The organism is Actinoplanes sp. DH11 (assembly GCF_020873875.1).
Classification (GTDB): Bacteria; Actinomycetota; Actinomycetes; order Mycobacteriales; family Micromonosporaceae; genus Actinoplanes.
Map to the genome: position 1 here is coordinate 118,428 of NZ_JAHWGU010000021.1, position 18,080 is coordinate 136,507.

An 18,080-nucleotide genomic window follows, 5' to 3' on the forward strand; every position below is an offset into this window, starting at 1 on the left:
TTGGTCGAGCGTTTTCGATCAGTGGAACGAGTCGCCGCAGGCGCAGGAGTTCTGCGCGTTCGGGTTGTCGATCGTGAAGCCCTGCGCGTCGATGCGGTCCGCGAAGTCGATCGTCGCGCCCGCCAGGTAAGGAGCGGACATCCGGTCCACGACTACCTCGACACCGCCGAAGTCGTTCACGACGTCGCCGTCGAGGGAACGCTCGTCGAAGAAGAGCTGGTAACGCAGGCCGGAGCAGCCACCGGGCTGTACGGCGATGCGCAGGCGCAGGTCGTCGCGCCCTTCCTGCTCGATCAGGGCCTTGACCTTCACCGCGGCGACGTCGGTGAGGGTGACGCCGGTCGGGGCGGTCGCCTCGGTCGACTCGGTGTGCGCTTCAGTGGTCACTAGGTATCTCCCTGCCAGGTGCGGTCACATGTGCCGTACAGGCCAACGCTAACCCCATTCGCCAGGATTCCCAATCTCGGGCATCACAGATCACCGGCTCCACTGCTCCGCCAAGCGTCCGGAAAGTTCGCGCAGGCCGCGCGCCGGTTCGGCGAGGGCCCGCTCGACCGACCCGAAGTGCTCGACGAGGGTGTAGGTCTCGGTCACCCCCGCCGCCGCGGCCTCCCGGTGCCCGGTCTCGTTGCGACCGGCCAGCACCACGCAGGGCAGCCCGCGGTCCCGGGCGCCGGCCGCGATCCCGGCGACCACCTTCCCGCGCAGCGACTGGTGGTCGAACGAGCCCTCCCCGGTGATCACCAGGTCGGCCGCGTCCAGCTCGGCGTCCAGGCCGATCAGATTCGTGACCAGGTTGATACCCGAGGTCACCCGGCCACCCAGCGCGATGAGTGCGGCACCCAGCCCGCCGGCCGCGCCCCCGCCCGGCTCGGTGGTCAGCCCGGTACGCCCGAACGCGGTCTCCAGCACACCGGCGAAGTGCTCCAGCGCCGCGTCCAGGCGCAGCACGTCCTCCCGGGAGGCGCCCTTCTGCGGGCCGAAGACGTTGCTGGCGCCGTGCAGGCCGGTCAGCGGGTTGTCGACGTCCGTCGCGGCGACCAGGCCGACCTGCCGCAGCCGGGGCTCACCGGCCAGTCCGGCCGCGGTGATCAGCGGGCCACCGCCGTAGGGCAGGGCGTACCCGGCCGCGTCGACCGGACCGGCGCCGAGCGCGGCGAGCATGCCGGCGCCCGCGTCGTTCACCGCCGACCCGCCCAGCCCGACCACGACCTCGGCCGCGCCGGACTCCACGGCGGCGGTCAGCAGCAGGCCCAGGCCGTACGAGGTGGTCACCCGGGGGTCACGTTCGGCCGCGCTGAGCAGGTGCAGACCGCACGCCTGGGCGCTCTCCACGTACGCGGTGGTGCCGGCGAGGAGGATCTCCCCCGCCGCGGGCCGGCCGAGCGGGTCGACCGTGGCGACCGGGATGCGCCGGCCGTCCAGCGCGGTCGCGAGCACTTCGACGAAACCCGGGCCGCCGTCGGCGAGCGGGCGGCGGACGAGAACGTCATCGGGGACGGACCAGCCCTCGGCGACAGCATCGGCGACGGCGGGAGCGGAAAGGGTGCCGGCGAACTTGTCCGGACAGATCAGTACGCGCACCCCGCGAGTGTGGCAGCACACCCCGTCAGCCCGCAGCCACCGAACCGGCGCTGTGCGAATATGGCTGGCGTGACGTCGACCTGGACCGAACCCTCGAACACCCCGCTGGCCCTGCTCCTGCTCGGTAAGGGCACCGACCCGGCGAGCGAGCGCGGCGTGGACTGCCCCGGCGACCTGCCCGCACCCAGCGACCCCGGCCTGGTCGCCCGGGCCCGTGCGGCCAAGGAGAAGCTCGGCGAACGGGTGTTCGTTCTCGGTCACCACTACCAGCGTGACGAAGTGATCCAGTTCGCCGACGTCACCGGTGACTCGTTCAAGCTGGCCCAGCAGGCCGCCGCCCGCCCGGACGCCGAGTTCATCGTCTTCTGCGGTGTGCACTTCATGGCCGAGAGCGCCGACATCCTCACCACGCCCGACCAGAAGGTCGTGCTGCCCGACCTGGCCGCCGGCTGCTCGATGGCCGACATGGCCGTCCTCGGGCAGGTGGAGACCGCCTGGGAGCACTTCCAGGACCTCGGGATCGCCGACGAGATCGTCCCCGTGACGTACATGAACTCCTCGGCGGACATCAAGGGCTTCGTCGGCCGCAACTCCGGCGTGGTCTGCACCTCGTCGAACGCCAAGCGCGCGCTCACCTGGTCGTTCGAGCAGGGTTCGAAGGTCTTCTTCCTGCCCGACCAGCACCTGGGCCGCAACACCGCGGTGCTCGAGATGGGCTTCGACCTCGACGACTGCGTGCTCTACGACCCGCACAAGCCCCAGGGCGGCCTGACCGACCAGGAGCTGCGCGACGCCCGCATGATCCTCTGGCGCGGGCACTGCTCGGTGCACGGCCGCTTCACCCTCGACAGCGTGCGTGAGGTGCGCGAACGCGTCCCCGGCGTGAACGTGCTGGTGCACCCGGAGTGCCGCCACGACGTGGTGCGCGCCGCCGACTACGTCGGCTCCACCGAATACATCATCAAGGCCCTGGAGGCCGCGCCGGCCGGTTCGGCGTGGGCGGTCGGGACCGAGCTCAATCTGGTACGGCGACTCGCGCTCGCCCACCCCGACAAGCAGATCATGTTCCTCGACCGGGCCGTCTGCTACTGCTCGACGATGAACCGCATCGACCTGCCGCACCTCGTCTGGGCGCTCGAGGAACTGGTCGCCGGGCGCGTCCCGAACCAGATCACGGTGGACGAGAAGACCGCTCGCGAAGCACGCGTCGCCCTCGACAAGATGCTCGCTCTTCCGTGACTGTCGGTAACCAGTTGAATCCACCCGCGCGGTGGACTGCTTAAGGTTGCCTTAGTCAACGGCGATCAACGGCGTTTCGTGTGCCTCTACGACTGGCGTAGTTGTCACTCAGCGCTATGCTTCCCCGGTTGCAGAATCGGGTACCCCCGCCCTCGCTCTGCCCCCTCGTACACCGGGCGTCCTTGTCGCCCGCCGGCTGGAGGTTACGTTGACCGACGATGTCCTGATCGTGCACGGTGGAACGCCGTTGCAGGGTCAGATCCGCGTCCGTGGCGCCAAGAACCTCGTTTCCAAGGCGATGGTCGCCGCCCTCCTGGGCGAGTCACCGAGCCACCTTTTCGACGTACCGCGAATCCGTGACGTCGAGGTCGTCCGCGGCCTGCTCGAACTGCACGGTGTGAAGGTCAGCGACGGCGCCGAGGACGGCGAGATCGTGATGGACCCCACCAACGTGGAGAGCGCCAGCACCGACGAGATCAACGTGCACGCCGGCTCCAGCCGCATCCCGATCCTGCTCTGCGGGCCGCTGCTGCACCGCCTCGGTCACGCGTTCATCCCGGACCTCGGCGGCTGCCACATCGGGCCGCGCCCGATCGACTTCCACATCCAGGCGCTGCGCGAGTTCGGCGCGGTCGTCGACAAGAGCCCCGAAGGCATGCACCTCAGTGCCCCGAACGGCCTGCACGGCGCCAAGCTGGAACTGCCCTACCCGAGCGTCGGCGCCACCGAGCAGGTGCTGCTCACCGCGGTCCGCGCCGAAGGCGTCACCGAGCTGCGCAACGCCGCCATCGAGCCGGAGATCATCGACCTGATCTGCATCCTGCAGAAGATGGGCGCGATCATCACGGTGCACACCGACCGGGTCATCGAGATCCAGGGCGTGCCCCGGCTGCACGGCTACAGCCACAAGCCGATCCCGGACCGGATCGAGGCGGCCAGCTGGGCGGCCGCCGCGCTCGCCACCCGCGGCGAGATCGAGGTCGTCGGCGCCCGCCAGGCCGACATGATGACGTTCCTGAACGTCTTCCGGTCCATCGGCGGCGAACTGCAGATCACCGACGACCGGGTGGCCCGGCCGGGCGTGACCGGCGCCGAGGGCGGCATCAAGTTCTGGCACCCGGGCGGCGAACTGAACGCCGTCGCGCTGGAGACCGACGTGCACCCCGGCTTCATGACCGACTGGCAGCAGCCGCTGGTCGTGGCCCTGACCCAGGCCCACGGCATTTCGATCATGCACGAGACGGTGTACGAGCAGCGACTCGGTTACACCCAGGCGCTCAACCAGATGGGCGCCACCATCCAGGTCTACCGGGACTGCCTCGGTGGCACACCCTGCCGCTTCGGCCGCCGCAACTTCATGCACTCCGCGGTCATCGCCGGCCCCTCCAAGCTGCACGCCGCCGACCTGGTCATCCCCGATCTGCGCGCCGGCTTCGCGCACCTGATCGCCGCCCTGGCCGCCGAAGGCACCTCGCGGGTCTACGGCGTCAACCTGATCAACCGCGGCTACGAGGACTTCGAGGGCAAACTGGCCGCTCTCGGCGCCCACGTCGAACGACCCTGAGCTGCAGCTTAGTCACGATCAACGGCGCGGTGTGTGACACACCGCGCCGTTTGGCTACGCTGCTGTCGTGTCCCCGCTGTTTCGCCGCAAGCCAGCCGACGTCGCCCCCACCCAGGTCGTGGAGGAGGTGAGCGCCACCGAGCCCCGGCCCAAGAACTACACGCCCAGCAAGAAAGAGCTGGGTGTGGTCACGCCGAAGCGGGTGGCACCCGGGCGCCGGGTGCAGGACAAGGCACCGGAGAACCGCAAAGAGGCCTACAAGCAGATGCGCGAGCGTCAGCGGGCCGAGCGGGCCGAGGCCAACGAGGGCATGCGCAACGGCGACGAGCGCTACCTGCTCGCCCGCGACCGCGGCCCGGAGCGCGCCCTGGTCCGCGACATCGTCGACTCCCGCCGCACGGTCGGCTCCTGGTTCATCGCCGGCGCCGTCGTCGTCCTGATCGGCTCCTCGGTGCCCAACCGCGCCATCCAGAACCTCAGCACCCTGATCTGGGCCGGCCTGGCCCTGGCCGTCCTGGTCGACAGCATCCTGATCGCCCGCAAGATCAAAAAACTGGTCCGCGAACGCTTCCCGCAGACCACACAGCGGATGGGCTCCCTCTACCTGTACGGCATCATGCGCGGCCTCACCTTCCGCCGCATGCGGATCCCCAAGTCAAAGGTCGAGTACGGCGACAAGATCTGACCCGCCGACTCCCCCGCTCTCCCCGGCAGCGCCGCCCTCGTGCGGCGCTGCCGGCGTCTCAGCCCCGCACAGCTCCGACCCAGCCGGCCTCACATCGCTGGCAGCGCGTCCGCCCTTGGCACTCCCGGCGACTCCTCGCGCTACCGCGGGCGCTCCTGTCCCTCCCGGGCCTGTTCGACACCGGTGGCCCCCAACGCTGCCAAACCTGGCAGCGCCGCTTCCCGTCGCTGCCAGACCGGGTAGCGCCGCTTCCCGTCGCTGCCAAACCGGGCAGCGCAGCTGACGCTTCCGGCGCTGCCAAACCGGGCAGCGCAGCTGACGCTTCCGGCGCTGCACGGCGCTGCTTGGCGCTGCCGGCGCTCGAAGCGGCTGCCGGAGTTCCACTCTCCGGCGCCACCCCTCCTTCCCAGGCCCGGCTGTCGCTGGCGGTTGCCCGAGAGCGCTCTCCAGCAACCACCGGTGACAGCCGGACCCGGTCGGCTGTCACTCACGGTCGCTCCGACCACCTCTGAGGCAGCCACCCGTGACAGCCGCACCCGCCCAGCCGTCACCCACGGTCGCTCCAACCACCTCTGAGGCAGCCACCCGTGACAGCCACACCCGCCCAGCCGTCACCCACGGTCGCTCCAACCACCTCTGAGGCAGCCACCCGTGACAGCCACACCCGCCCAGCCGTCACCCACGGTCGCTCCAACCACCGCTGAGGCAGCCACCCGTGACAGCCACACCCGCCCAGCCGTCACCCACGGTCGCTCCAACCACCTCTGAGGCAGCCACCCGTGACAGCCGGACCCGGCCGCCTTGATGACGACGATGCGGATGATGTCGCACCCAGCCGGTGATCCGGGGCACTGAGCGGAGAAGGTAAGCCCCGTTGGATTGCAGTGCGGCAAACGCTCAGGGAAGGCCGGCAAGGCGCAGCAGGGCCGTCACGCCAGCAGCGGCGACCACGACCACCACGAAGGGCGCCTTACGCCAGGCCAGCAGGCCGCCCACCAGGACACCTGCGGGGCGGGCCACGCCGGCGAAGTCGCTGCCCGCCATCAGGGCGGCGGTGGCAGCCAGGGCTGTGAGCAGGGCGGCAGCCGCCATGGGGAGTAGGCGTTGCAACTGGTCGGAGAGTTCGAGGCGGTCCCGCAGGAGTACGCCGCTGAGCCTGGTGGCGTAGGTGCCGGCCGCCAGGGCCAGGATCGCCGCGATCAGCATGCGGGCCGCCAGGTGTCCGGGACAGGACGGTCCGAACGCAGGCCGGGGCGAGGGCGCAAAAAGCCGGACCGGAGTCGAGGAACCGGGGAACCGGAATCGAGACGAGGAGACAAGGAGCCCGAACCGGGGCGAAGGGGCAAGGAATCGGAGCCGGGACGAGGAGACAAGGAGCCGGACCCACGATGAGCAGGCAAGGAGCCGGGACCGGGATGAGCAGGCGAGGAGCCGGAGGCGGGACGAGCAGGCTGGGAGCCGGGGCGGCCGGGGCGCAGGGGGCCGCCGGGGCGGAACAGCACGAGCAAGCCCAGCAATGCGCAGAGTACCGGCAGGCCGGCGGGCAGGACTGGGGTCAGCGCGACGGCGAGGGCGGCGCCGGTCAGGGCTACCAGCCGGGTCTCGCGGTCGCGCAGGGCGGGGAGGATCAGGGCGATCAGGCCGGCCGGGAAGGCGGCGTCCAGGCCGAGCGTGTCCGGGTTGCCGACGGCTCCGCCGAGGGCGACGCCGAGGACGGTGCCGATGTTCCAGCTGATGAAGAGGGTGGTGCCGACCAGCCAGTAGACGCGGCGGCGCCGGGCCGGGTCGGTTTCGGCCAGGGTGAAGGCCACGGTTTCGTCGGTCATCAGGTGGCTGCCGAGGAGGCGGTCCCGCAGGCGGGTGCCGAGGGTGCCGGACACGGCCAGGCCGAACGGCAGGTGACGGGCGTTGAGCAGCAGGCCGGCGAGGACTGCCGCGACCGGGTTGCCGGCGGCGAACAGACCGACCGCGAGGAACTGGGCGCCCCCGGCGAAGACGACCAGGGACATCAGGACGGGGGTCCAGGGTGGCAGCCCGTACGCGATCGCGATGGCACCGAAGGAGGCACCCACCGCGACCATTGCCGCGGCCAGCGCGCCCGCGTCCCGCAGTGTTCGTTTCGGCGTACTCATGTTCGTTACGATGAACGAGGTCGATACCGTTCGTCAAACCGAACAACCCGTCCGATGGAGCGAACATGCATCAGCCGGCACCGCCGCTGGCCGTCATTGCCGCAGCCCTGCGCCGGGAACGGGACCGCGCCGGCATCTCGCTCACCGAGCTGGCCCGCCGTGCCGGGCTGGCCAAGTCGACGCTGTCGCAGCTGGAGGCCGGCACCGGCAACCCGAGCATCGAGACGCTGTGGGCGCTCGGGGTGGCCCTCGGCATCCCGTTCAGCCGGTTGGTCGAGCCGCCTTCCTCCCCGGTACGCGTGATCCGCGCCGGCGAGGGCCCTCGGGTGCGCGCCGACCGGGCCGAGGTGACGGCCACCCTGCTGGCGACCGGTTCGCCGGGCACCCGGCGCGACATCTACGTGATGGAGCTGGAGCCCGGGGAGCCACGGGCGGCCGAGGCGCACATCCCGGGCAGTGTCGAGCACATGGTGGTGGGCGCGGGCCGGATCCGGACCGGGCCGGACGGTGAGACCGTCGAGGTGGGTCCCGGTGACTACGTGACGTTCCCCGGGGACGTGCCGCACCGCTACGAGGCCCTGGAACCGGCCTGGGCCGTCCTGATCATGGAGCACCGCTGACGTAGCGGCACAAAGCACCACCGCTCCAAGCACCACCGCTCCAAGCACCACCGCTCCAAGCACCACCGCTTCAGGCACCACCGCCCGCGTAGAGGCGGGCCACCACGTCCTCGATGTCCGGTTCCAGCAGGGACAGGTCGCGCACCCCGACCGCCGACACCAGCCCCGCCACCGCCGCGCCCGCGCCCGCCGACTCCAGGGCGAACGTGACCCGGTGCCGGCCCGCCTCGACCGACGTGAGCACCGCGCCGGGCAGCGTGAAGTTCTCCGGCAACGGCCGTTCCAGATCGGCGACCAGGGTGCGCCGGGAACCGTACCGCTCGTGCAGCGCCTCGATCGTCCCGTCGTGCACCACCCGGCCGTGGTCGATCACCACGAGGCGTTCGCAGAGCCGTTCGATGTCGGCCAGGTCGTGCGTGGTCAGCACCAGGGTGACGTCGCCGGTGGCACCGAGTTCGGCGAGGAACGCGCGGACCGCCTGCTTGCTGACGACGTCGAGGCCGATCGTCGGCTCGTCCAGGAACAGCACCTCCGGGCCGTGCAGCAGGGCCGCGGTGAGCTCGCCACGCATCCGCTGCCCGAGCGAGAGCTGCCGGACCGGCGTGTCCAGGAAGGCGTCCAGGTCGAGCAGGGCGCGGCAGCGCCGCAGCCGGGCCTCGTGGTCGGCGGACGGCACCCGGTAGATGTGCCGGAGCAGGGCGAACGACTCGCGCAACGGCAGATCCCACCAGAGCTGGGACCGCTGGCCGAAGACCACGCCGATGCGCAGCGCCAGCCGGGTGCGCTGCGGCACCGGGGCCAGCCCGCACACCGACACCTCCCCCGCGGACGGCATCAGCACCCCGGTCAGCATCTTCAGCGTGGTGGACTTCCCGGCACCGTTCGGGCCGATGTAGCCGACCATCTCACCGCGGTCGATGCGCAGACTCACCCCGTCTACCGCGGTGACGACCCTTTTCTCCCGGCGGAGGCGGCCCGCTTTGACCCGTACGGTGAAATCTTTCCGTAGATCCTGCAATTCGATCATGATCCGGTGCTCCGGTATTGACGGATGCCGGCGCGCCAGACGCCGGTGGCGACGGTCGCCGCGAGGAGCGCGACGAGCGGGGAGAGATAGCCTGCCCAGCCGGGCAGGCCCAGCGGATCGGTCCGGCCGAGCAGCGCCAGCGCCGGCTGATAGGCGACGAAGGCGAAACCGAGGGCGTACGCGAAAAGGCCGCGGAACCATTCGCCGTAGACCGTGATGGGGTACGAGGTGAAATCGCGCCCGCCATACGTGAAAGCGGCGCCCATCTCTCCCGATTCGACCCACCAGAACGCCAGTGCCGCACTGATCACGAAGATCGATCCGAAGAACGCGGCCGCCGCGCCGGGTGCGAGTGCCACCAGGGCGACCCGGGCCGGCGTCCAGTCGATGTCGTTGATCGCGATCGCCCCGCCGAGCACGGTGAACCCGAACACCACCCGCAGCGCCTTGCGCAGCGGCAGATCCATCAGCAGCAGCTGCGGCAACGCCGGTAGCGGCCGGACCAGGACGGCGTCCAGGGTTCCGGCACGCACGTACACCTTGAGCCGGTCCACATTGCCGACAAGCATGTCGGCCAGGGCGAACCCGGCCGAGCTGATCCCGACCATCAGCAGCGCCTGCTCCAGGGTGAACCCGCCGACCCTCGGCGTCGCCCGGAACAGCACCAGCACGGTCAGCACGTCGAAGACGGTGGCGCCCATGTTGCCGGCCACCTCCACCAGGAACGACGCCCGGTAGCTGAGCACCGAACGGGCCTGGGCGCCCAGCAGGGCCGCGTACGCCCGCAGTTCACCCACCCTGCTCACCCACCCTGCACCACCAGCTTGCGCTCGGCCCGGCGCTGCACCAGCGCGGCCAGCGACAGCGCCAGCACCGCCCAGCACGCCTGCACCCCGACGAGCCCGGCCTGCAACCCCGGCGGATCCCGCTCGGCGATCACGTCGAGCGGGGCCTGCAACAGGCTGGGCATCGGCGTACCCAGCCAGAGCGTCACCGTCATCCACTCCGGAAGCAGGCGCAGCGGGAAGTAGAGCCCGCCGAGCACGCCGGCACCGAGCGTCCACAGCATGATCGGGCCGCGGGCGTCGTGCAGCCAGTACGCCGTGGCGTTCACGACATAGCGGCAGCCGAAACAGATCACCACGGCCAGGACCACGGAGAGCAGGAAGAGCGGCACGGTCTGCCATCGCGACGGTACGTGCAACGGGAAGAACACGGCACCGGCCAGCAGCGGCGGGCCGAACCGGGTGAGCATCGCGTGCAAGGCCCGGCCCAGGTCAGCGGCGAGATAGGCGGGGACCGGCGCCACCGGACGTAACAGGTCGGCCGCGATGTCACCGGTACGGATCCGCTCGGCCAGTTCGGTCCAGCCCCACAACCCGATCACCGCGAGCAGCCCCTGGCCCACCCAGACGTACGTGGCGAGCTGCTCGGCGTCGTACCCCGCCGCCCGCTGCGTCCCCGTGCCCGCCACCACCGCGAGCAGCACGTAGCAGCGCAGGAAGCCGAAGACTATGTTGGTGAACGATCCGGCTATGGTGGCTTGCCGGTAGGTCGAGTATCTCCGGAAACCCGACCCGATCAGCACACCGAAAGTAGTGGCCGAGCTGCGGAACGGACGAAGTCGAGAGATCGTGAGCACCCTGGCGTCGATCCGGTCCACGCCGTTAATCTCCTCTCGAAACCCCCGCAGTGGAGCCGGGCGACTCTAACCCGGTCCCCGGCCGGCCACGGCACGATTTTGGACAAGGTGGAGTACGCCGTGACGGAGAGTTGCCAACTGCCGGGCCGCCCGCTGGCCGCCCGATGAACGGTTGGAGCTCCCGGCCGGGCCCGGACAGCTGGGACGACGAGCCGGCGTGGGTCTACGAGATCACCTGGGAGTGGGAACCGCTCCCCGGCCAGCGCTATCCCGGCGATCCGGGACGCCGCAAGGCCGTGCACACCCCGGTCTACGAGGCGTCACGCCCCGGCAGCGCACCGGTCAGCGCAGCCCCGATCAGTGCCGCACCCGTCAGCCCCGACGCCGACGGGCGGGGACGTGGGCGCGCCACGGTGGGCCCCGCGCCGGTTCCGGCACCGTCCTGGCCCGCCCCTCAGGGGTACGAGGAATCGCGCGGCCCGCGTGACGAACCGTCCTGGAATCGTCCCGCCCACATGCACGACCGGGTGAACGAGTGGCCGGCCGACTCCGGCCCGCACGGTGCCGCCCGGCCCGGAATGTCTTCTTCGCCGGTCTCACCCGGTCGCCCCTCATCTGATCCGTCCCAGCAGGGTCGCGGCGGTGTGCCGCCGCAGGGGCACGGTCCCCGCTCCGGCGGGCCCGGCCATCACGGTGGCGGGCCGGTGCCGCCTGGTTCTTGGCCGGCGCCGCCCATGCCGCCCGGCTCCGCGCCGCCGCCCGGATCGGGGGCGCCTCCTATGCCGCCGCCTGGATCGGGGGTGTCGCCTTCCATGCCGCGTGGGTTCGGGCCCTTGCCGCAGCGTGATCCCGGTCGGGGTGGGGCGGTTCCGCCGCAGCATGCGGGCGGGCCGGGGATGCCGCCGGCTCCGGACAACAGGTTCGGTCAGGGCCCGCCGGGGCGCTTTGGCTCGCCCGGTTCTTCCGTTTCTTCCGGTTCTTCCGGTTCTTCCGGTTCTTCCGGTTCTTCGGGCTTCTCCGGTTCTTCTGGTTCCTCGGGTTCCTCCGGCAGCCCGGGGGTGTCTGGGGCCGGCTCCTATGGGCGTCCGTCGCAGGATGCCGGCCACCGGGAGCCGGGCTTCCCGGGTCGTCGGCCCGGGCCGGATCAGCACGGGCTTCGCCCCGCTTTCGACCAGCACGGCCGTCCCCTGGCGGACCCGCGCCCCGCCCTGGACCAGCACGGTCGCCCGCTGCTCGACCCGCGCCCCGCCCTGGACCAGCACGGTCGCCCGCTGCTCGACCCGCGCCCCGCCCTGGACCAGCACGGTCGTCCGCTGGCTGACCTGAACCCGCATGGCCATACCCAGCCTGACCAGCGGCCTGAGCTGGACCAGTACGGCCGGCCCGTACCCGCCCACGGCCAGCGCCCCGCGCCCGACCCGCAGGGGCGCCCTTCGCTCGACCCACAGGGCCGCCCTTTGCCCGAGCGGCACCCGTCACGGCAGGCCCCGGACGGCCGTCCCGCGCCGGGTCCGGTCTCGCCGGGCGGTTCCGCCTACGGCAGTGCCCGGCCGGCGCCGCCCGAGGCTTTCCCTGCCTACACCGACCCCCACGCCCCCCGCGACGTCCGTGGTCCCGACGCGCCCTTCGAGCTGCGGCCGGTACCACAGGAACGCCACGCTCCCACCCAAGCCCGCCCCACACCGCAACCGACCCGCGTCACGCCGCAGCAACCGATCCGGCCGGCCGCCGCCTATCCCCCGGCCGCCGGCCCGGTGTCCGGACCCGCAGGCCACGGCGTCCACCCGGCTTCCGGCGCCGGCGACCGGGGCGTGCACCCAGCCTCAGGACCTGCTGCCCCGGGTGTGTACCCAGCCTCCGGTCCTGCTGCCCCCGGCACGCATGCGGCCTCGGGACCTGTGGAACAGCCGATATCCGGGCCCGCCGGTCACGGCATTCACCCGAGCTCCGGGCCCGGCGGTCCCGGCTTCCACCCGAACACCGGGCCGGGACGGCCGGTTTCGGGCCCCGCTGGTTCCGGCATTCACCCGGACGCCGGCACTGGTGTGCAGCCGGTATCAGGCCTCGCCGGTCACGGCATTCACCCGTTCTCCGGATCCGGCGCTCACCCGGCCTCCGGACCCGGCGCTCACCCGGCCTCCGGACCCGGCGCTCACCCGGCCTCCGGATCCGGCGCTCACCCGGCCTCCGGACCCGGCGCTGATCCGGCCTCCGGGCCGGGCGGTCCTGGCTTCCGGCCGGACGCTGGGATCGCGCGGCCGGTCTCTGGCCCGGCCGGTCAGGGCGTGCCCTCGGACGCCGGGCTCGCGCAGCCAATTTCCGGGATCGCGGGACCCGGCGTCCACGCCGGGGCGCCGGGGTCCGGGGCGGCCGCTGCCGGGTGGGCGGAAGAAGGAGCGGTACGGGCCGACGAGCGCTTCCAGCCGGGTCCGCAGGATGGTGAGGAGCGGACGCAGCCGATCCGCGTACGCCAGGCTGATCTCGCAGGGGTCCAGGTCGATCTTGCGCAAGGCTTCGAACACACTCAGGTGATCGATCCGCGGCCGTCCGGTCAGCGGCCTGAGGGTCTCGGTGACCGCGACCAGGCGCCGAAATCGCCGGAATCGCCGGGGTCGTCCGGCGAGTCGCCTCGGGCGGCGCACGCTGCGGCGCCGAAGACTGATGGCTCCGGAGTGCCGGGTCCGGCGCGCCACGGGGCGCCGGCCGAGACGGGTGGGCGGCCTGGGTCGCACGCCCGGGCCGAAGAAGGGTCCGCGGAGGCCGGGGCGCGGCGTTCCGGGGCGCCGATGGGATACCGGGCCGACGCCGTACCGGTTGCCGTGCCGCCTCCGCCGGCGGAGTTCCCCGCTGAGATCGAACCGGGACAGCCGCACGGTCTTGGCTGGCTGCTGTCGATGAGCGGGCTTGGAGCGACCACGCCGGTTCCGGCACCCGAGCCCGAGGTGGTCGAGGAGCCGGAGGCCGTCACCGAGGTACGGCCGCAGGGCTGGTTCGCGCCCGCCGTCGATCTGGACGACGAACCTGCCGCGGCGGACTCCGACCAGGAGACCGCCGCCGTCCCGGCGTTGCCCGCCGCTGAGGGAGCCGGCGCGACGGGTGGCGCTACTGAGGGAGCCGGCGCGACGGGTGGTGCCGCTGCCGAGTCGCTGGAGAGCGCCGAGCCGGTCCAGGTTGACGCGGGCGGCGAGCAGCTGACCGATTCTGCACAGGCCGATGCTGAGCTGGATGCGGACGGGTACGACTCTCATGAGCCGGACGCTTCTCAGCCGAACATGTCACGGCTGGACGCCTCGCAGCTTGACGCTTCTCAGCCTGACGCCTCCCGGCCTGACGCTTTCCGGGCTGACGTCTTCGGGTCGAACGCTTCTCAGTTGGGCGCCTCTCCGTCGGGCGACCTTCAGCAGGTCGCCGGTGGGCCGATCGATGAGGACGCCGACCTGCCGCCGGTGGTGGAGGACTTCGCCGCTCGGGAGCCGGGCCGGATGGGGTTGGCTTCCGAGGAGGCGACCGCTGAGGAAGCGGTGGGCTCGGTACCGGATGCCTTCCCTCCGAACGCTTCTGATGATCCTGATGCGGCTCCGGCCTTCAGGGACGCCGGAACTCTGGCGGCGGGCGATGATGAGCTGTACGGGGTCGTGCCGGCTACGGGCGGGCCGATTGTCGAGGAGCCGGTCGGTGAGGTTTCTGCTGACCGGGGGCTGCCGGTGGGCGAGTTGCTCGCGCCCGAGTCGGATGCCGACGAACCGGACGCTGACGAGACAGGTGCCGACGCGCTGAATGGTGACGTGCCGGGTGCCCAAGCACTGGTCGGTGATGAGCCGGGTGCCGACGGGCGGGCTTTCGGCGAGCCGGGTGCCGACGCGCTGGACGGCGACTCGCTGAGTGGTGACGTGGTGGTCGCCGACGCGTCGTATGGTCCTGTGCCGGCTGCCGATGCGCTGGGTACCGACGCGCCAGATGATGACGTGTTGGTTGTCGATGTGCTGGTCACCGGAGATCTGATCTCCGAGCGGCCGGGGGCCGGGGCGCATGTCGCGGACGTACCGGTGGCAGCCGAGCCGGCCGCCGAAGAATCGGTTCCTGGCTCACTGGTCGCGGATGAGTTCATCGCGGACGAAACGGTTGCAGACGGCACCGGCAATGAGCGGCCGGTCGCAGACGACACCCGTACTCCGGAGTCGGTCGCAGACCGCACCGGTACTGAGAAGCTGGCCGCTGATCGCACAGACATCGGCGAGGCTACGGCGGGCGACACGGGTACCGACGAGCCGGATGCTGACGAGCTCGTTGCAGGCGAGCCCGTTGCAGGCGACGCGCGTGCGGATGGGGCGGGTGCTGGTGAGCCGGATCCTGCTACCGACGAGATCGGCAGCCGCGCCGACGAGCTGGCCGGCAGCGCAGATCAGCTGGTCGCGGATGGCGATCACGAAACGGTTGGTGGCGAAGGTCTGAACGGTGCCGGGGTCGACGGTCTGGAGTCGGCACCGGTACGGGTCGAACCGCACGACCCGGCCCCCGGAGCGGTGGCAGATGCTGAGCGGACGGACGTAGCGGACACGGATGAGCCGCTGACCGAGCAGCTTCCGGGCGGGACTGTGAGCGCCGGCGAGGAGCCGGCCACCACGGTCATCGTCGCGCCCGAGGCCGAGCAGGCGACCGTGGTGATTCAGACTGCGCTGACCGAGGCGTTTCCTGATGCGGGGTCGGCGCCTACTGCCCATCTCGTCGCTGTGACGCGGGGTGTGGGCGGGGCTGGTGCTGAGGAGGCTACCGAGCTGATCACGACGGGCGATCCGACCGTGATCATCGCGGAGCCGGCCACTGAGTTGATCATCCCGGCTGAGACCGAGCCGGCGACCGAGCTGATCACCGCTGCCGATACCGAGCCGGCCACGGAACTGATCATCGCCGCCGGCACCGAACCCGCCACCGAGTTGATCACCGCTGCCGCCGCCGAGCCGGCCACGGAACTGATCACCGCCGCCGACACCGAGCTCATCACGCCGACTGACAGTGAACCGGCCACCGAGCCGATCACGGCCGCGAAGGGCGACCCGGGCCCGGCGGACGAGCCGGGCGCGGAGGACGAGCCGGGCGCGGCGGACGAGCCGGAGGCGGGGGTGGCCACGGCGGCCGGGCCCGCGGTATTGGCTATGCCATTGATGTCCGGAAGCGATCGGAATCCCTCCGACGAGCCTGTGTCGCGCGATCTGCCCGTACAGAAGCCTGTCCGGCAGCGCCGCGACCAGCGCGCCGCCGGTGATCGCCGGCGGGCCGACCCGGAGCAGATTTTGGCTTCGTATCCCTGGAACTTCGATCCGCAGACCCTTCGTGAGCAGGTGGACGACCCGGACCGGCTGTGGGATCTGAGTGATCGGCTCACGGACCGGCTCGAGTTCGCCGAGCGGAACAACGTGCGGGCCGGGCTGCTGGGGCTGCGTGCCGTGGTGTCGCGGGTTCTGGGCGAGCTGGACGAGGCGCTCGCGGATGGGCGTGAGGCGTTGCGGCACGCTGAGGCCAGCGGGGAGCTGCGACCGATTTCGATCGCTCAAGCGCGGCTGGCACAGGTGTTGCAGTGGCGCGGTGAGTTCGCCGAGGCGGACGAGCTCTACGCGCGGGCGGACTCGCTGGAGCTGCCGTCGCGGACCCGGGCGGAGATCTTGGAGCTGGCCGGGCGGTCGGCGTTCGAGCAGGGGCGCTACCTGGAGGCGGTGAACCACTTCGAGCGTGCGCTCGACGTGCGGCAGGGCGGTGACCCGGAGCTGGTGGAGCGGATCGAGCTGGCGCTCGACACGATCTCGAAGCGGACTGAGGACGGCGGCTGGGGGCCTTATCCGCGGACCCGCGAGGAGCTGCTGGGGCGGCCGGCGACGCCGATGCCGCTGCGGGATGACGGCACCGGTCTCTGGGGGTACGCGGCCGCGGTCGAGCCCCGCTACGCGGAGGTGCAGCCGTTCACCGAGGGCGTGGCTTGGGTGCGCCGTCCCGACGCGACGGCGTGGGAGCTGATCGACCCGGCGGGTGCCGTCGTCATCGGCGCGGACGCGGGCTACCTGGTGGCCCGGCCGTTCGCCGAAGGGCTGGCCTGGGTGAGCCGGGACACGCAGGGCGGCCAGGTCGCGATCGACCGGGAGAACCGGACCGTGGTGCCCGGTGGTTTCGAGGACGCGCGTCCGTTCCGGCACGGGCTGGCGCTGATCCGGCAGGGTGGCGTCTGGGGTGCCGTCGACCGGGACGGGCGGGTCGCGGTGCCGCCGCGGTACCCGGCGTTCGCGACGACACTGCACACCGGCGGCGACGTGGACGGTTTCACCGGTGAGGGCCTCGCCGTGGTCGACGCGGGTGACGGCCTGCTCGGCGTGCTGGACCGGACCGGGCGGATCGTCGTGGAGCCCGGGTACCGGGCCGTGGTGATCCACCCGTCGGCGTTCCTGGTGGCCGACGAGGCGGGCCGCTGGGGTGCGCTGACCCGGGCCGGCGAACCGCTGGCCGACCTGACGCACCCGGACCGGGCGGCCGCGGCCGCCGCCGTCGTCGAGGAGGCGCGGCCCGTCCTGTAGCGGTAGAACTGGGTCATGGAACACCGTCATCTCGGCAGGTCCGGCCTGCTGGTCAGTGAGATCGCCTACGGCAACTGGATCACCCACGGCTCCCAGGTCGAGGAGGAGGCCGCGCTCGCCTGTGTGCGCGCGGCCCTCGACGAGGGCATCACCACGTTCGACACCGCCGACGTCTACGCCGGCACCCGCGCCGAGGAGGTGCTGGGCCGGGCGTTGAAGGGTGAGCGCCGCGACGGCCTGGAGATCCTCACCAAGGTCTACTGGCGGACCGGGCCCGGCGCCAACGACAGCGGCCTCTCCCGCAAACACATCATGAAGTCCATCGAGGGCTCGCTGCGCCGGCTCGGCACCGACCACGTCGATGTCTATCAGGCGCATCGGTACGACCACAGCACACCGCTCGAGGAGACCATGGAGGCCTTCGCCGACGTGGTGCACGCGGGCAAGGCGCACTACATCGGGGTGTCGGAGTGGACGGCCGCCGAGATCCGCGCGGCCCGGGCGCTCGCCGACGACCTGCGGATCCGCCTGGTGTCGAACCAGCCGCAGTACTCGATGCTGTGGCGGGTCATCGAGGCCGAGGTGGTGCCGGCGTCGCAGGAACTCGGCCTCGGGCAGATCGTCTGGTCGCCGCTGGCGCAGGGTGTGCTGACCGGCAAGTACCGGCCGGGTAAGCAGCCGCCGGCCGGTTCCCGGGCCACCGACGACAAGTCCGGTGCCGGGTTCATCGCCCGCTGGATGGGCGACGAGGTCCTCACCGCGGTGGCGCGGCTGCGGCCGCTCGCCGATCAGGCCGGGCTCACCATGGCCCAGCTCGGCGTGGCCTGGGTGCTGCAGAACCCGAACGTCTCGGCGGCGATCATCGGCGCGTCCCGGCCGGAGCAGGTCCGGGACAACGTGCGGGCGTCCGGGGTGGTGCTGGACGCCGGCCTGCTGGCGGCGATCGACGAGATCGTGGGCCCGGTGGTGACCCGCGATCCGTCGCTGACGTCCAGCCCCGAGAAACGTCCCTGACAGACCGTCCTTG

17 protein-coding genes are annotated in these 18,080 nt (G+C 71.6%); 7 read left to right on the plus strand and 10 right to left on the minus strand.

Going from position 1 to position 18,080, the window contains the following annotated elements; all coding sequences use genetic code 11:
- Window positions 1-18: 18 nt before the first annotated feature.
- Window positions 19-387 carry an iron-sulfur cluster insertion protein ErpA gene (gene erpA / locus LPA41_RS27730; protein ID WP_014441527.1) on the minus strand — a complete coding sequence of 123 codons (369 nt, stop codon included), beginning with the start codon at window positions 385-387 and terminating at the stop codon, window positions 19-21.
- A gap of 90 nt (window positions 388-477) precedes the next feature.
- Complete coding sequence (locus LPA41_RS27735; RefSeq protein ID WP_229073831.1) at window positions 478-1,584, minus strand: glycerate kinase; 1,107 nt, start codon at window positions 1,582-1,584, stop codon at window positions 478-480.
- Window positions 1,585-1,644: 60 nt separating this feature from the next.
- On the opposite strand from LPA41_RS27735, the gene nadA reads away from it, so the two are divergent.
- The 3 genes from nadA to LPA41_RS27750 all read left to right on the plus strand — a co-directional run bounded on the left by nadA (window position 1,645) and on the right by LPA41_RS27750 (window position 5,072).
- Window positions 1,645-2,823 (plus strand): quinolinate synthase NadA, encoded by a 1,179-nt coding sequence (nadA, locus tag LPA41_RS27740; RefSeq protein WP_229073832.1) that lies wholly within the window; start codon window positions 1,645-1,647, stop codon window positions 2,821-2,823.
- Between the two features lie 208 nt (window positions 2,824-3,031).
- Window positions 3,032-4,387: a UDP-N-acetylglucosamine 1-carboxyvinyltransferase gene (gene murA / locus LPA41_RS27745; RefSeq protein ID WP_306469668.1), complete on the plus strand. Its 1,356-nt coding sequence runs from the start codon at window positions 3,032-3,034 to the stop codon at window positions 4,385-4,387.
- A gap of 67 nt (window positions 4,388-4,454) precedes the next feature.
- Window positions 4,455-5,072 carry a DUF3043 domain-containing protein gene (locus LPA41_RS27750; protein ID WP_229073833.1) on the plus strand — a complete coding sequence of 206 codons (618 nt, stop codon included), beginning with the start codon at window positions 4,455-4,457 and terminating at the stop codon, window positions 5,070-5,072.
- An 897-nt stretch (window positions 5,073-5,969) separates the two neighbouring features.
- Here LPA41_RS27750 and LPA41_RS27755 read toward each other — a convergent pair.
- On the minus strand, window positions 5,970-6,278 hold the full coding sequence (locus tag LPA41_RS27755) for an AzlD domain-containing protein (protein WP_229073834.1): 309 nt from the start codon (window positions 6,276-6,278) through the stop codon (window positions 5,970-5,972).
- A complete protein-coding gene (locus LPA41_RS27760; RefSeq protein WP_229073835.1) occupies window positions 6,272-7,204 on the minus strand; it encodes an AzlC family ABC transporter permease in 933 nt (310 codons plus the stop codon). The genes LPA41_RS27755 and LPA41_RS27760 overlap by 7 nt, the downstream gene beginning before the upstream one ends.
- A 65-nt stretch (window positions 7,205-7,269) precedes the next feature.
- On the opposite strand from LPA41_RS27760, the gene LPA41_RS27765 reads away from it, so the two are divergent.
- Window positions 7,270-7,824, plus strand: a complete 555-nt coding sequence (locus LPA41_RS27765) for a helix-turn-helix domain-containing protein (RefSeq protein ID WP_229073836.1) — start codon at window positions 7,270-7,272, stop codon at window positions 7,822-7,824.
- 70 nt (window positions 7,825-7,894) lie between these two features.
- Here LPA41_RS27765 and LPA41_RS27770 read toward each other — a convergent pair whose 3' ends face one another.
- From LPA41_RS27770 to LPA41_RS27780, 3 genes are read right to left on the minus strand one after another with little or no spacing between them, the layout of a single operon-like run.
- On the minus strand, window positions 7,895-8,851 hold the full coding sequence (locus LPA41_RS27770; RefSeq protein ID WP_229073837.1) for an ATP-binding cassette domain-containing protein: 957 nt from the start codon (window positions 8,849-8,851) through the stop codon (window positions 7,895-7,897).
- Entirely contained in the window at window positions 8,848-9,648 is an 801-nt protein-coding gene (locus tag LPA41_RS27775) for an ABC transporter permease (RefSeq protein ID WP_229073889.1), read from the minus strand. Before LPA41_RS27775 ends, LPA41_RS27770 begins: the two co-directional genes overlap by 4 nt.
- 5 nt (window positions 9,649-9,653) lie before the next feature.
- A complete protein-coding gene (locus LPA41_RS27780; protein WP_374238218.1) occupies window positions 9,654-10,505 on the minus strand; it encodes an ABC transporter permease in 852 nt (283 codons plus the stop codon).
- A 1,083-nt stretch (window positions 10,506-11,588) separates the two neighbouring features.
- On the opposite strand from LPA41_RS27780, the gene LPA41_RS27785 reads away from it, so the two are divergent.
- Window positions 11,589-11,819: a hypothetical protein gene (locus LPA41_RS27785; protein ID WP_229073839.1), complete on the plus strand. Its 231-nt coding sequence runs from the start codon at window positions 11,589-11,591 to the stop codon at window positions 11,817-11,819.
- Window positions 11,820-12,550: 731 nt separating this feature from the next.
- Here the strand turns inward: LPA41_RS27785 and LPA41_RS27790 are convergent.
- From LPA41_RS27790 to LPA41_RS27800, 3 genes are read right to left on the minus strand one after another with little or no spacing between them, the layout of a single operon-like run.
- A complete protein-coding gene (locus tag LPA41_RS27790; RefSeq protein WP_229073840.1) occupies window positions 12,551-13,741 on the minus strand; it encodes a hypothetical protein in 1,191 nt (396 codons plus the stop codon).
- 27 nt (window positions 13,742-13,768) lie between these two features.
- The gene (locus LPA41_RS27795) at window positions 13,769-14,524 is read right to left on the minus strand and encodes a hypothetical protein (RefSeq protein WP_229073841.1); all 756 of its coding nucleotides are present in this window, start codon (window positions 14,522-14,524) and stop codon (window positions 13,769-13,771) included.
- A gap of 54 nt (window positions 14,525-14,578) precedes the next feature.
- Window positions 14,579-14,998 carry a hypothetical protein gene (locus tag LPA41_RS27800; RefSeq protein ID WP_229073842.1) on the minus strand — a complete coding sequence of 140 codons (420 nt, stop codon included), beginning with the start codon at window positions 14,996-14,998 and terminating at the stop codon, window positions 14,579-14,581.
- 90 nt (window positions 14,999-15,088) lie between these two features.
- On the opposite strand from LPA41_RS27800, the gene LPA41_RS43070 reads away from it, so the two are divergent.
- Complete coding sequence (locus LPA41_RS43070; RefSeq protein WP_229073843.1) at window positions 15,089-17,053, plus strand: WG repeat-containing protein; 1,965 nt, start codon at window positions 15,089-15,091, stop codon at window positions 17,051-17,053.
- Between the two features lie 15 nt (window positions 17,054-17,068).
- Complete coding sequence (locus LPA41_RS27810; RefSeq protein ID WP_229073844.1) at window positions 17,069-18,067, plus strand: aldo/keto reductase family protein; 999 nt, start codon at window positions 17,069-17,071, stop codon at window positions 18,065-18,067.
- Window positions 18,068-18,080 lie beyond the last annotated feature (13 nt).